Consider the following 12,742-nt stretch of genomic DNA (forward strand, 5'->3'; position numbering starts at 1 on the left):
TACGGGGCGGGCGCCGGGCGGGCACGGGGGCGTACCGGTCGTGCGACGAGCACGCGGTCGTCGCACGACCGCGCAGGGCCCGAGGCCGCCGGGCCCTCATGGGGACCCGGTGGTCTCTGGACCGCGCGGGGGTACCCCGGGGGTCGTGCGCGCCTGTGGGTGCCAGGTGGGGTGGCTCAGGCGCCGGGGACCCCGGCGCCGACTCCCGTGGTGATCTCACCGGCCCCGGGCGTACGCGCGGCCGCGGGGCGGGCGCGGACGGCGAGGACGGTGCAGCCGTCGGCGCTGGACATCTGGTGCCGGGTGCCCGGCTCCTCGACGACGAGGTCGCCGCGGTGGAAGCGGCGCCCGTCGCTGTGGTCGAGGGTGCCGTCGAGAACGAGCATCAGCTCATGGCCCAGGTGCTCGTGGAAGTCGCCGTGCGCGCCGGGCGGGAAGCGAAGCAGCAGCGAGGCGGAGTCCTCGTCCTCGGCCGGGTCGGGGCCCCAGAGGACGACGAACTCGACGCCGACGCGACCGGGTTCGGTCCACGGCACCCACGGCAGGTCGGTCTGGTCGAAGCCGTTGCGGAGCACGTTGCGGAAGACGGTCACGTCAGGCATGGGCGCGGACCTCCGAGGCGGCGTCGCGCTGGGCGACGATGGACGGGATGCCGTCGGGGCCCCAGGGCTGGGGCCCGTTGACGATGGGGGCGCCGATGAGCGAGCCGAACTCGCGCCAGGCGCCGTCGTAGTTGCGGATGTCGGGCAGGCCGAGGAGCTCGCTCAGCACGAACCAGCTGTGCGCGGAGCGCCAGCCGACCCGGCAGTAGACGACGGTCGGGGCGTCGGTGCGGACAGCGGCGTAGGCTGCGGCCAGCTCCACGTCGTCGCGGAAGGTGCCGTCGGGGCGGACGGCGGTGTGCCAGGGGATGTGCTCGGCGGAGAGGGCGTGGCCGCAGCGCACACCGAGGTCCTCGGGCACGCCGGGCGGCGTGTTGCTCTGCCCGAGGTACTCCTCCAGGGAGCGGACGTCGATTAGCTGATGGCGTCCGATGTGGTCGAGCATGTCCTCCCGGCGGGCGCGGATCGTCTCGTCGGGGGAAGGTACGGGGTACGTGACGGGCTTGCGCTCCGGTGCGTCCTGGGTGAGGGCGGCGCCGAGCGCCTCCCAGCGGAGCCGGCCGCCGTCGAGGATCCGCAGTTCCCGGTGGCCGTACAGGGTGAACTGCCAGTATCCGGCGGCGGCCCACCAGTTGTTGTTGCCGCTGAGGAAGACGACGGTGTGGTCGGCGGAGATGCCGTGCCGGCCGAGGAGATCGGCGAAGGCCTCGGGGCCGATGACGTCCCGGCGTACCGGGTCCTGGAGGTCGCCGGTCCAGTCCAGGCGGACCGAGCCGGGGATCCGGCCCAGCCGGCTGCCGCCGTCGGTGATCTCGACGAGGACCGTGTTCTCGTCCCCGGCCGCGGGATGGCGCAGCTGTTCCATGATCTGCTCGCAGCTGACGAGCAGTCTGTCTCGGTTCACGAGCGCTCCGTTGAGGGTGAGTACGCGGAAGTGCGGGCGAGTGGAGGGGGGTTCAGCCGGGTGGTGCGCCGAGGGCTCCGGTCACCACCAGTACGTCGGGTACTTGCCGATCACGCCGAGGCGGGAGGCGAGCAGGCCCACCAGGACGAGGAGGGCGCTGCCGACGGCGAGCAGGACGAGGAAGCGCAGGGGCGCGGGGTCCTGGAGGACGGCGAGTACGGCGGTGGCGGCGGCGGGCGCGTGGACGGCCCGCAGCAGCAGCATGAGGCCGACGCTGAGGCCGGCGGCGACGGCGGCCACCCACAGGGAGTGGCCGAACAGGGCGACGGCGACGAGGCCGAGGACACCGGAGCCGACCTGCCCGAGCATGACGCCCCGGGGCTGGGCCGGGGGCAGCACGGGGGTGCTGCAGATGATCATGGCGGTGGCGGCCAGCGGGGCGATCATCAGGAGCTGGTCGGTGGCCTCGCCGAGGGCGACCAGGATCACCAGGGACACGACGGTGGCGAGGGTGCCGAGGGTGGCGGGCCGGCTGCCGGGGAAGGGCGGGGCGCCGCCCGCCCAGCGGCTGCGGGCGGGCGGGGTCGCCGCACCCGTGGGGGTCTGGGTCTGGTTGCTCACGGTGTTCTCTCCTTGGGCGGGGCAGGGGGCGGGGCGGGCGAAGGCGGGGCGGGAGCGGGGGCGGCCGCGCACAGCACGGCGGGTTGATCAGGAGCGGCGGCGGGGCAGGCGAGGGCGGCGGCGCGTCCCGCGGGTGTCTGTCACACCGCGGGACGGGCCTGCCCGGCTCAGCGGTGGGTGCCGCCGAAGTAGCGCATGGCCTGCCGGTGGACGACCTTGCCGATGCGGTGGCCCATCTCGATGCCGGGCTCGTTGTCGAAGCTCCAGTGCATGCCGCCGTAGACCCGGGAGATGCCGGCCTGCCGGGCGGCCTCGCTGAAGGTGGGCCAGTGCAGGACGACGTCGGTGCGCGGGGTGAGGCCGGGCTCGACGGTGGAGGCGCCCGCCTTGAAGCGGTACGAGTCACCGAAGGAGTCCGAGCCGGTGAAGCGGCGCAGGAACTCGGCGGCGGCGCCGGAGAAGGTGCTGTGCCCGGAGACGGTGGCCGGGAACGGCGGAACGGCCACGTACGCCTGCCAGTCGACACCGTCCATGGCGACGGTGCCCCGCCCGGGGCCGCCCCAGGAGCGGATCTGCCGGCCGCGCTGGTCGAACGGGATGAGGGTGGAGGGGCGCGCGAAGTCGTACTGGGCCTTGACGGCCCAGGAGCCGATGGCGGCGTCGCACTCGGCCATGTTGAGGCCGAAGAATATCTGGGCGTCCTCGTCGACCCCGTGGCCGTCGCGGGCGGAGACGTACCGTCCCCACATCTGCTGGGCGCCCGGCGGGGTGACGTCGTCGTTGAGCCAGAACTCGGCGATGGCCTTCTGCTCGTCCGTCAGATTCGCGCTGATGTCGAGGACTTCCTCGATCGCGGCCGTCATCCGGACCGAGGGATACGCGGGCGGGGCGGCGACCGTGAACTGGTCGGGGCGGGTCAGCGCGAAGGGCTGCATCACCGCGAACTGCGGGGTGAGGTAGCGCTGCGTCTTGCCGCCGACGGTCAGCGGGGTCCAGTGCGCCGGGTCGGCGACCGTGGCCGGGTCGAACGCCCCGGCGACCTGCGGGGTGTTGCGCGGCTGGTAGCCGGTGGTGTCGGAGTACGCCGGGCTGCCGAGCTGGTTGGCGCCGTCGCCGTGGCGGTAGTCGAGGACGGCCTGCGCGGTGCGGCGGCCGATCCAGGCGGGGCTGTTGCGGCGGGGGTGGGTGAGCTCGGGGTCGTGGCCGAGGCTGCGGAGCATGTTGTCGATGGCGACCTTGTACTCGGGGTACAGGTCGAGCAGCGCGAGGTGGGCCGCGTAGCTGATGGCCTCGTTCTTGTTGTCGAGGGTGCGCTCGGAACGGGGCCGGCGCAGGGCGCCGCCGAAGCGGGTGCCGACGGCGCAGTGGTCGTAGCAGGCCCAGGCGTCGTAGATCGCGTTGTGGATGATCGCGAGGGCGCGGGCGTTCACGGTGGCGGGTCCGAAGCGGTTGCCGGCCGCCTGGTAGCGGCCGAGGATCGCGTCCATCGCGGCCTGGTTCCAGCGGATGACGACGCTGGGGTCGGTCACGGCACCGGGCCGCCGGCGGCCGGTGCGCGTCTCCGCCTCGAAGCTGGTGGGCACGGCCCACGCGGCGCTGCCGGGCAGGGCGAGCGCCCCGGCCGCGGCGGCCGACGTGGTGAGCACCCGGCGCCGGGTGAGGGCGGTGCGGGCCGCGGGGCTCGTGGTGGAGGCGGGGGCGGCGGGTCGGTGGGACATCCGTGGATTCCTTCGCATGCTGCCGGGAGCGGATGGACGCGGTCCGAGTCCGTGAATCACACACAAACTCGAACAGTGCTCAGGCTGGCGAGATTTGATCGCGTGCGGCAACGCCCTATCGACTTCTTCCATCGCGGGCATGCAAGGAATCGATGGGCGTCGCGGGGGCGCTCGGGACGTGGTTAGCGTGGCTCACGGCGTCCGATCCTCCTGCCGTGATTTCGGCGTGATCCGAACGGTCCACCACCCCGGCTCCGCCCCACCCGGCCTCGATCCGCCCGCACGGCCCCGCCCGGCCCCCGCGTCGACTCGTGATGGAGATGCCCGCGCATGACCGTTTCCTCCCAGGTGATCCCTGCTGCCGCCCCTCCCGCTCCGGGGACCGCCACCCCTCCCGCTCCGGGGACCGCCACCCCTCCCGCTCCCGGGACCGCCACCCCGCCGCCCGCCACCTCCCTGGCCCCCCTCGGCCGCTTCGACCGGCTCGCGCCACGGCTGCACCGGTACGGCCTGGGCATGCTCAGGGCCGGCCTGGGCGGCGTGTTCGTGTGGTTCGGGGTGCTCAAGGTCATCGGGCTCAGCCCGGCGGCCGCGCTCGTGGTCGACGTCCTGCCGTTCCCGGCGGGCGGCTGGTTCGTGCCCGCGCTGGGCTGGGCCGAGGTGGCGCTGGGCCTCTGGCTGGTGTCGGGGCGCGCCCGCGCGCTGGCCCTGCCGGTGCTCACCGCCCACCTCTGCGGCACCTTCGCGGTGCTCGTCCTCACGCCGTCGGTGGCCTTCGCCCACTCCAACCCGCTGCTGCTCACGCTGGTCGGCGAGTTCGTCGTCAAGAACGTGGTGCTGCTCGCGGGCGTGGTCGTGGTGACGACCCGCCCGCGCGACTGAGTCCGTACGCAGGGCGCACGTGCCGTTTCAGGGCGCGAAATGCGGGGAATCCACCGGTATGGACGGATCACAGATGCAGGATTCCGGTGTCCCCACGGAAGGCCTCGTCACGGGGCCGGCCCCGGGGCACGGACGGGTGCCGCGCGTGATGGACCGCCTGGAGCGCACGACGGCATTGGACGGTGTCGCCGATCGCATGCGGAGAGTCGTGCGAGCCGTTCCCCTGGGCCGCGGCCGGGACGTACTGCGCGGCCATGGGCTCGGTCACCCCCTCCATCCGCTGCTCGTCCACGTGCCCATCGGGGCATGGTTGTCCGCGGCCGTCCTCGATCTGCTGCCCGACGAGCGCCGGGCCGCCCGGACGCTGGTCGGCGTGGGCCTCGTCGGTGTCGCCCCGGCCGCGGTCTCGGGCTGGGTCGACTGGGCGGAGCTCGACCTGCCGCGAAGGCGTCTCGGACTGGTGCACGCGGTGACGAACGTGACGGCCGTGGCCCTCTACGCGGCCTCCTTCGCCACCCGGGGTGGCGACCACCCGGGCCTCGGCCGGGCTCTCGGCTTCATGGGGCTCGCCGCGGTGGGTGTCACCGGGGCGATCGGCGGTCACCTGGCCCATCATCAGGACCCGTAACAAACCTGTGTCTCGGTTTTCCAGTTGACGTCCAGACCGACCCGCGGGAGCACGCCCGCCGCCCCGTCCTCCGTCCGACTCACCACCCCGTACGTGTTCCGTATCCGCCCAGGAGTGGGCCCGGTCATCCGATCCGCACCGAAGCGCTCAAGGACGCACGAAAAGCTCGTACAATACCAAGCAGTCGGTTTGGAGTCGTCGAGCGGTGCGGCGCGACGGGTGCACACCCGTGCCACTGCGACACACGGTGCTAGCTGGAGCCACGGGTGACCAAACAAGAGCGGGCCGCACGAACCCGCGATGCGCTGATCAAGTCGGCGGCCAGGGAGTTCGACCAGCACGGCTACGTCCTGGCCAAGTTGTCGGCGATCAGCACGGGGGCGGGAGTGAGCCCCGGCGCGCTCCACTTCCACTTCGAGAACAAGCCCGCGGTGGCCGCCGCCGTCGAGCAGGTGGCCTCCACCGCCCTGCGCAGGACCGCCCGGATCGTGTACCGGCAGGGAGCCGGCCCCCTGCAGAACCTCGCCGACACCACACACGCCCTGGCCCGGCTGCTCCGCGAGGACACCGTCGTCCGCGCGGGCTACCGGCTCAGTTGCTCCCAGGGCTGTCGTACGGACCTGAACCTGCGCCAGGAGTGGCAGAGCTGCGTCCAGCAGCGGCTGGCGGAGGCGGCCGACGAGGGCCTGCTCGCCACCGGCCACGGCGGCCAACAGGAGCTCGTCCGCACGGTGGTGGCCGCCACCGTCGGTCTGGAGGCACTGTGCCGGGACAACGGCGAGTGGCTGTCACCCGACACCGTCACCGGTCTGTGGCGGACACTGCTGCCGATGCTGGCCGCCCCCGGCACACTCGCCGGTCTGGAGCCGGCGGGCAGCGCGGCCGTGCCCGCCGCCCGCACGCCGGTCGCCTGACGGCTCAGCCCTCGGCCGTCGCCGCGCCCGCGCGGCGGCCGGCCGGCCGGTTCAGGAACCGCCGAGGATCCCCCGGTACCAGGGCAGATGGTCGGCGAAGCCGGCGGCGAAGCCGGGCCCCGGATCGCAGCCCAGCTCCCGCCAGGGGCGGTCGTCCGCGAACCAGTGGTCGCTCGCGAGCATGTCCAGGTGGTGCTGGGCGAACGGGACGTCGGCGAGCAGCGCGCGGGCCGAGGTGATGTCGATCGCCGGGCCCCGGCTCTTCCCCGTCCGGTGGGTGAGCAGGTCCTCGGCGGCGGCGAGCAGTTCGCCGACCGGCACCGGCTCGGGGTGCTGGACGTAGTACGGACCCGGCCGGGTCGCGGGCGAGAGCGCCGCCCCGAGCAGGACCCCCGCCAGGCTGTCCACGTCGATCAGGGAGTGCAGCGACGCTCCCCCGTCGAGCGGCGCCGGCAGGGCCGCGAGCAGCCGGACCACACCGGGGATCAATTGCCGGTCGCCGGTGCCGTACACGAGGTGCGGGCGCAGTACGGTCCCGCCCGCGTCCAGGACGTACCGCTCGCCGGCGGCCCGGGTGCGGCTGGTCGCCGAGCCCGGGGCGAGCGGCAGGGTGCCGGGGGCGGCGGCCCGGAAGGGGCCGCGGCCATGGACGGACGCGGTGCTCAGGGAGACGATCCGGGTCACCCCGGCGGCCACGGCGGCGTCGACCAGGGCACGGGTCCCCTCGTCGTTGACCGCGCGGGCCAGTTCCGCGTCCCCGCCGATCGCCGAGGCGCAGTGGATCAGGACGTCGATCCCCTCGCATGCGCGGCGCAGCGAGTCCGGGTCCCGGAGGTCGCCCAGCACGGTCTCGGTCCCCGGGCCGGCCGATCCCCCCGGATCGGCCGACTCCCCCGGGTCGGTGGGCGGGCGGCGGGCGAGCAGGCGTACGCCCGCGGGCTCCTCGGCCGACGCCGCCGCCGCGGCCACCCGGCCGCCGATGAAGCCGGTCGCGCCGGTGATCAGGAGGTGAGGAGCCATCGTGCCCATCGTGCCCATCGCGCCTATCGTGCCGATCCGATTCAGCCCGCCAGGCGGCTGCCGAGGCCGGCTCCGGCCACCGCCAGTTCCCGGGACGGGGAGGTGAGTGTGCACTGGAAGACGGAGTGGCCGTCCTGCCGGCCGTCGACCCGGACGGTGGTCGTCGACGGGTCGGCGCCGGGCACGATCTCCGTCTCGATCCAGCAGGGGCTGTCGAGTTCGGCGTAGCGGGAGAAGGAGACGTCCATCACGGCGGGCAGGAACGTCTCGCTGCCGACCGTCGCCGTCGCGGCCTGCCGGGCCGCTTCGAGAAGCACCATGCCGGGCACGTGGTCGTTCGGGCGCCGGAAGAGGGTGCTGTGGGCGGTGTTGATCCGCAGCTGCCACTGGTCGGGGCGGTTGCCGGGGCCGAGGACGACGTCCTTGGCGTGCTCGCGGCCCACCAGGTGCGGGGCGACCTCGGGGATCAGCGGGACCGGACGGCCGAGCGCGGCCATCCGCTCGCCGCGGATCCTGCGGTACGCGAGGGCGGAGGTGCAGCGCGCCTGGGCCGTGCCGGTGCCGAGGAACCGGCCGTCGCGGGTGAGCACGAGGGTGGTGCGCAGGTCGCGGAGGCGGCCGCCCCGGCTGCTGAGGTCGGAGCAGACGACGTCCACGGTCACGTCCGAGGAGAGCCCGTCGACGGTGAGCGCCTCGGGATCCGCGCGGTAGGAAAGGCCCCACATGACGAACTGGTCGTCCACGGGTACCCCGAACTCGGCATGAGCGATCAGCATGGTGGTCTGGCGTATCGTCTCGGCCACCAACACGGGGTCGTGACGGTCCCCTGCCACAGGAGCGAAGAAGGGATGTGAGGCCGGCCAGCGGGCGGAGACGGAGAACCGATTCTCCCGCAATTGAGTCCACCCCGTGGGGATGATGTCCGCGGGATCCGCCCGGTGTACGAACTCCCCGGGGACGTGTGCAGTCGTTCCTCGTCCGTTCTGATCCATGGATCCCCCTTGCAACCCCGCGCCCCTGGGCGGTGTGTCCGCCCGAATTAGAATACGTACAGCGCGGTTTTCTTTTCAATGCTTCACGTCACACGTTGAGCACACACAGCGAGACAGCAGGAGGCGCCTTGGCGCAGCAAGCGCGTGCAATCCGAACCCGGCGGGTGATCCTCGAGTCGGCCGCCACGGTTTTCGCGGAGCGCGGCTACGAGCGGACGACCATCGGCGAGATCCTGGTGCGCGCCGGGGTGACCAAGGGAGCTCTGTATTTCCACTTTGCTTCCAAGGAAGATCTCGCCGTGGGCGTCCTCGACGCCCAGATGCTCGACGTGCCCCTGGAGCCGCAGGAGGTCAAGCTCCAGGAGCTCGCGGACCAGGCCTTCCTGCTGACCCACCGGCTGCAGCGTGACGCGCTGGTGCGGGCGAGTGTCGCCCTGGCGCTGGACAGCGGCGCCACCGGGGTCGATCGCGCCGCCCCCTTCCGGGCGTGGATCGACCAGGTGTCGGAGATCCTGATGGTCGCGAAGGCGCGGGGGGAGCTGCTCGTCCATGTGGACGTGTCGGACACCGCCGAGCTGTTCTCGGGCGCCTTCTCGGGCATTCAGGCGATGTCCCAGATTCTGTGCGATCGCAATGACCTGGCCCATCGGGTCTCGGTCCTGCTCCAGCACTTTCTGCCGAGCATCTGCACCCCGGCTCTGCTCCCCCGGCTCGACATGGCCGAGAGCCGCGCCGTGCAGCTCGGTGCCGAGTACGACGCCAGCCGGCTCCGGCGGGACGAAGTCCATCTCGCGGACACCCCTGGTTAACAAAACCGACCATCCGGTCCTTGAGCGCCCCGACGTAGATCAGCGTCGGGGCGCTCTGGCGTCATGGCACTGAGTGTGTTTTGCTGAGGGTACTCAGTGCCAAAAGCGTCTAGGGGAGCTCCACATCATGGGCAAGGACTTCGACCTGTATCGGCCCTCCGAGGAGCACGACATGCTCCGGGAGTCGGTGCGTGCGCTCGCGGAGGCGAAGATCGTGCCGTTCGCCGCGGCGGTGGACGAGGAGGGCCGGTTCCCGCAGGAGGCCCTGGACGCGCTGGTCGCCAACGACCTGCACGCCGTGCACGTCCCGGAGACCTACGGCGGCGCCGGCGCGGACGCCCTCGCCACGGTCATCGTGATCGAGGAGGTCGCCCGTGCGTGCGGCAGCTCCTCGCTGATCCCGGCGGTCAACAAGCTGGGCTCCCTCCCGGTGATCCTGTCCGGCTCGGAGGAGCTCAAGCACAAGTACCTCGGCCCGCTGGCCAAGGGCGACGCGATGTTCTCCTACGCCCTGTCCGAGCCCGACGCGGGCTCGGACGCGGCCGGCATGAAGACCCGCGCCGTGCGCGACGGGGACTTCTGGGTCCTCAACGGCGTCAAGCGGTGGATCACCAACGCCGGCGTCTCCGAGTACTACACCGTGATGGCCGTCACCGACCCCGACAAGCGCTCCAAGGGCATCTCCGCCTTCGTCGTGGAGAAATCCGACGAGGGCGTCTCCTTCGGCGCCCCGGAGAAGAAGCTCGGCATCAAGGGCTCCCCCACCCGCGAGGTCTACCTCGACAACGTCCGCATCCCCGCCGACCGCATGATCGGCGCCGAGGGCACCGGCTTCGCCACCGCCATGAAGACCCTCGACCACACCCGCATCACCATCGCCGCCCAGGCCATCGGCATCGCCCAGGGCGCCCTCGACTACGCCAAGGGCTACGTCACCGAGCGCAAGCAGTTCGGCAAGCCCATCGCCGACTTCCAGGGCGTCCAGTTCATGCTCGCCGACATGGCCATGAAGCTCGAAGCCGCCCGCCAGCTCACCTACGCCGCCGCGGCGAAGAGCGAGCGCGTCTCCGCCGGAGGCGACAAGGAGGACCTCACCTTCTTCGGCGCCGCGGCCAAGTGCTTCGCCTCCGACGTCGCCATGGAGGTCACCACCGACGCCGTCCAGCTCCTCGGCGGCTACGGCTACACCCGCGACTACCCCGTCGAGCGCATGATGCGCGACGCCAAGATCACCCAGATCTACGAAGGCACCAACCAGGTCCAGCGCATCGTCATGGCCCGCAACCTCCCGTAATCACAAGACTGTTGGAAGGAGACAGGCCGTGACCCTGAAGATCGCTGTCTGTGTGAAGTACGTACCCGACGCGACCGGCGACCGCGGTTTCGCCGACGACCTGACGGTCGACCGCGACGAGGTCGACGGCCTGCTGTCGGAGCTCGACGAGTACGCCGTCGAGCAGGCGCTGCGGATCTCCGAGGAGTCCGACGACGCCGAGGTCACCGTCGTCACGGTCGGCCCGGACGACGCCAAGGACGCGCTGCGCAAGGCCCTGTCGATGGGCGCCGACAAGGCCGTCCACGTCAACGACGAGGACATCCACGGCTCCGACGTCATGGCCACCTCGGCGATCCTCGCCAAGGCCCTGGAGAAGACCGGCTTCGACCTGGTCGTCTGCGGCATGGCCTCGACCGACGGCACCATGGGCGTGCTGCCCGCGCTGCTCGCCGAGCGGCTGAGCCTGCCGCAGGTCACCCTGCTCTCGGAGCTCTCCGTCGAGGACGGCCTCGTGAAGGGCCGCCGCGACGGCGACGCCGCCACCGAGCTCCTGGAGGCCCCGCTGCCGGCGATCGTCTCGGTCACCGACCAGTCCGGCGAGGCCCGTTACCCCTCCTTCAAGGGGATCATGGCCGCCAAGAAGAAGCCGGTCCAGGAGCTGGACCTGGACGACCTGGACATCGACGCCGACGAGGTGGGCCTCGCGGGAGCGTGGACCCTGGTCGACGCCGTGGCCGCGCGCCCCGCCCGTACGAAGGGCACGATCGTCACGGACGAGGGCGACGGCGGCAAGCAGCTCGCCGCCTTCCTCGCCACCCAGAAGTTCATCTGACCCACCGTCAGCCTGATACCTCACAGGAGCAGAAAACCATGGCTGAGATCCTGGTTCTCGTGGACCACGCCGACGGTGCGGTCCGCAAGCCGGCCCTCGAACTGCTGACCCTGGCCCGCCGCATCGGCGAGCCCTCGGCGGTCGTGCTCGGCGCCGGCGAGGCCGCGGCCTCGATCGCCGCCACCGCCGGCGAGTACGGCGCGGCGACCGTGTACGTCGCGGACGGCGCCGAGTTCACCGAGCAGCTGGTCGTGCCGAAGGTCGACGCGCTCACCCAGCTCGCGAAGGAGAAGGGGGCGGCCGCCGTCCTGGTGACCTCCTCCGGCGAGGGCAAGGAGATCGCGGCCCGTGTCGCGCTCCGCCTCGGCTCCGGTCTGATCACCGACGCCGTGGAGCTGGAGGCCGGCGAGAACGGCCCGGTCGCCACCCAGTCCGTCTTCGCCGCCTCGTACCAGGTGCGCTCGACGGTCACGCACGGCGTGCCGGTCATCACCGTCAAGCCGAACTCCGCCGCCCCGGAGGCCTCTTCGGCCGCCGGTACGGTCGAGAACGTCACCGTCTCCTTCACCGGCAACGCCGCCAAGGTCGTGGCGCGCACCCCGCGCGTCTCCACCGGCCGCCCCGAGCTGACCGAGTCCGCGATCGTGGTCTCCGGCGGCCGCGGTGTCGGCGCGGCCGAGGGCTTCGCGGTCGTCGAGAAGCTGGCCGACTCGCTCGGCGCGGCCGTCGGCGCCTCGCGCGCCGCCGTGGACGCGGGCTGGTACCCGCACTCCAACCAGGTCGGCCAGACCGGCAAGCAGGTCTCGCCGCAGCTGTACGTCGCGGCGGGCATCTCCGGCGCGATCCAGCACCGGGCCGGCATGCAGACGTCGAAGACGATCGTCGCGGTGAACAAGGACGCCGAGGCCCCGATCTTCGACCTGGTCGACTACGGCGTGGTCGGCGACCTCTTCGAGGTGCTGCCGCAGCTGACGGACGAGATCGGCGCCCGCTGATCCCAGCGAGAAGGGGCGGGTGGCACTCTGTGCCACCCGCCCCTTCTTCGCGTACGCGCTCGGATCCAGCCGGATCCAGCCGGATCCAGCTCAGATCCAGCCGTCGAGCGGGACCTCCTCGCAGAGCCGGACGACCGGCCTGCGGCCCGTCTCGCCGACGCCCGAGGAGACCTTGACCCGGACGCCGGGACGGACGGCGTGCAGCGGCCCGTCGACGCGGCAGCGGACGGTGAAACCCTCCGTCATGTACACCGGCCAGAGGTCGGCGTCGGCCGCGGCGACCCCACGCCGTACGGAGATCACACCCTCGCCCTCGCTGAGTTCGGGGTTGAGATCGGTCGACCCGCAGGTCGGACAGAGCAGTCGCTGGAACGTCGTGGTGTGGCACCAGCGGCAGCGCTGGAAGTAGAGCTCGGCGTCGGGGCCCGCCTCCTCGGCGGCCTGGACGGCTGTCCCGCTCCTCAGTCCCGTGTGGAACACGATGCCTTCTCCTTGCACTCGGCGGCTCGACCGTGCATGGAGCAAAGATATGGCACTGAGTGCCATCAA

Annotated in this window: 14 protein-coding genes; 7 read left to right on the forward strand and 7 right to left on the reverse strand. The window is 72.2% G+C overall.

Annotated features, from left to right (window positions below; translation table 11 throughout):
- Positions 1–176 precede the first annotated feature (176 nt).
- The 4 genes from N5875_RS07945 to N5875_RS07960 all read right to left on the reverse strand — a co-directional run bounded on the left by N5875_RS07945 (position 177) and on the right by N5875_RS07960 (position 3,845).
- Complete coding sequence (locus N5875_RS07945) at positions 177–602, reverse strand: cupin domain-containing protein (RefSeq protein WP_318206211.1); 426 nt, start codon at positions 600–602, stop codon at positions 177–179.
- Complete coding sequence (locus N5875_RS07950; protein ID WP_338492513.1) at positions 595–1,506, reverse strand: sulfurtransferase; 912 nt, start codon at positions 1,504–1,506, stop codon at positions 595–597. Before N5875_RS07950 ends, N5875_RS07945 begins: the two co-directional genes overlap by 8 nt.
- 81 nt (positions 1,507–1,587) lie before the next feature.
- On the reverse strand, positions 1,588–2,127 hold the full coding sequence (locus N5875_RS07955) for an HPP family protein (RefSeq protein WP_318206213.1): 540 nt from the start codon (positions 2,125–2,127) through the stop codon (positions 1,588–1,590).
- Positions 2,128–2,294: 167 nt separating this feature from the next.
- Positions 2,295–3,845, reverse strand: coding sequence for a vanadium-dependent haloperoxidase (locus N5875_RS07960; RefSeq protein ID WP_318206214.1), 1,551 nt, complete (start codon positions 3,843–3,845; stop codon positions 2,295–2,297).
- Positions 3,846–4,175: 330 nt separating this feature from the next.
- On the opposite strand from N5875_RS07960, the gene N5875_RS07965 reads away from it, so the two are divergent.
- From N5875_RS07965 to N5875_RS07975, 3 genes are all read left to right on the forward strand, one after another.
- Positions 4,176–4,727: a hypothetical protein gene (locus N5875_RS07965; protein WP_338492517.1), complete on the forward strand. Its 552-nt coding sequence runs from the start codon at positions 4,176–4,178 to the stop codon at positions 4,725–4,727.
- Positions 4,728–4,935: 208 nt separating this feature from the next.
- Positions 4,936–5,355 (forward strand): DUF2231 domain-containing protein, encoded by a 420-nt coding sequence (locus tag N5875_RS07970; protein ID WP_338492520.1) that lies wholly within the window; start codon positions 4,936–4,938, stop codon positions 5,353–5,355.
- A gap of 266 nt (positions 5,356–5,621) precedes the next feature.
- Positions 5,622–6,269, forward strand: a complete 648-nt coding sequence (locus tag N5875_RS07975; RefSeq protein ID WP_318206218.1) for a ScbR family autoregulator-binding transcription factor — start codon at positions 5,622–5,624, stop codon at positions 6,267–6,269.
- A gap of 51 nt (positions 6,270–6,320) precedes the next feature.
- On the opposite strand, the gene N5875_RS07980 is transcribed toward N5875_RS07975, so the two are convergent.
- Positions 6,321–7,289, reverse strand: coding sequence for an NAD-dependent epimerase/dehydratase family protein (locus tag N5875_RS07980; RefSeq protein WP_338492523.1), 969 nt, complete (start codon positions 7,287–7,289; stop codon positions 6,321–6,323).
- A 41-nt stretch (positions 7,290–7,330) separates the two neighbouring features.
- Entirely contained in the window at positions 7,331–8,281 is a 951-nt protein-coding gene (locus N5875_RS07985; protein ID WP_318206220.1) for a ScbA/BarX family gamma-butyrolactone biosynthesis protein, read from the reverse strand.
- Between the two features lie 128 nt (positions 8,282–8,409).
- Here N5875_RS07985 and N5875_RS07990 point away from each other — a divergent pair, with 128 nt between their 5' ends.
- From N5875_RS07990 to N5875_RS08005, 4 genes are all read left to right on the forward strand, one after another.
- Entirely contained in the window at positions 8,410–9,090 is a 681-nt protein-coding gene (locus tag N5875_RS07990) for a ScbR family autoregulator-binding transcription factor (RefSeq protein ID WP_318206221.1), read from the forward strand.
- 127 nt (positions 9,091–9,217) lie between these two features.
- Positions 9,218–10,384 carry an acyl-CoA dehydrogenase family protein gene (locus N5875_RS07995; RefSeq protein WP_338492527.1) on the forward strand — a complete coding sequence of 389 codons (1,167 nt, stop codon included), beginning with the start codon at positions 9,218–9,220 and terminating at the stop codon, positions 10,382–10,384.
- A gap of 28 nt (positions 10,385–10,412) precedes the next feature.
- Positions 10,413–11,198 carry an electron transfer flavoprotein subunit beta/FixA family protein gene (locus tag N5875_RS08000; protein WP_318206223.1) on the forward strand — a complete coding sequence of 262 codons (786 nt, stop codon included), beginning with the start codon at positions 10,413–10,415 and terminating at the stop codon, positions 11,196–11,198.
- A 38-nt stretch (positions 11,199–11,236) separates the two neighbouring features.
- Complete coding sequence (locus N5875_RS08005; protein WP_318206224.1) at positions 11,237–12,193, forward strand: electron transfer flavoprotein subunit alpha/FixB family protein; 957 nt, start codon at positions 11,237–11,239, stop codon at positions 12,191–12,193.
- A 90-nt stretch (positions 12,194–12,283) separates the two neighbouring features.
- Here the strand turns inward: N5875_RS08005 and N5875_RS08010 are convergent, their stop codons facing one another.
- Entirely contained in the window at positions 12,284–12,673 is a 390-nt protein-coding gene (locus N5875_RS08010) for a zinc ribbon domain-containing protein (RefSeq protein WP_318206225.1), read from the reverse strand.
- Positions 12,674–12,742 lie beyond the last annotated feature (69 nt).

Origin of the sequence: Streptomyces sp. SJL17-4 (assembly GCF_036826855.1) — a bacterium.
Classification (GTDB): Bacteria; Actinomycetota; Actinomycetes; order Streptomycetales; family Streptomycetaceae; genus Streptomyces.

Excerpts from the sequence above, each read along its gene's own strand:
- N5875_RS07980 (WP_338492523.1), bottom strand. The coding sequence starts at position 7,289 with ATGGCTCCTCACCTCCTGATCACCGGCGCGACCGGCTTCATCGGCGGC.
- N5875_RS07965 (WP_338492517.1), top strand. The coding sequence starts at position 4,176 with ATGACCGTTTCCTCCCAGGTGATCCCTGCTGCCGCCCCTCCCGCTCCG.
- N5875_RS08005 (WP_318206224.1), top strand. The coding sequence starts at position 11,237 with ATGGCTGAGATCCTGGTTCTCGTGGACCACGCCGACGGTGCGGTCCGC.
- N5875_RS07945 (WP_318206211.1), bottom strand. The coding sequence starts at position 602 with ATGCCTGACGTGACCGTCTTCCGCAACGTGCTCCGCAACGGCTTCGAC.
- N5875_RS07995 (WP_338492527.1), top strand. The coding sequence starts at position 9,218 with ATGGGCAAGGACTTCGACCTGTATCGGCCCTCCGAGGAGCACGACATG.
- N5875_RS07960 (WP_318206214.1), bottom strand. The coding sequence starts at position 3,845 with ATGTCCCACCGACCCGCCGCCCCCGCCTCCACCACGAGCCCCGCGGCC.
- N5875_RS07985 (WP_318206220.1), bottom strand. The coding sequence starts at position 8,281 with ATGGATCAGAACGGACGAGGAACGACTGCACACGTCCCCGGGGAGTTC.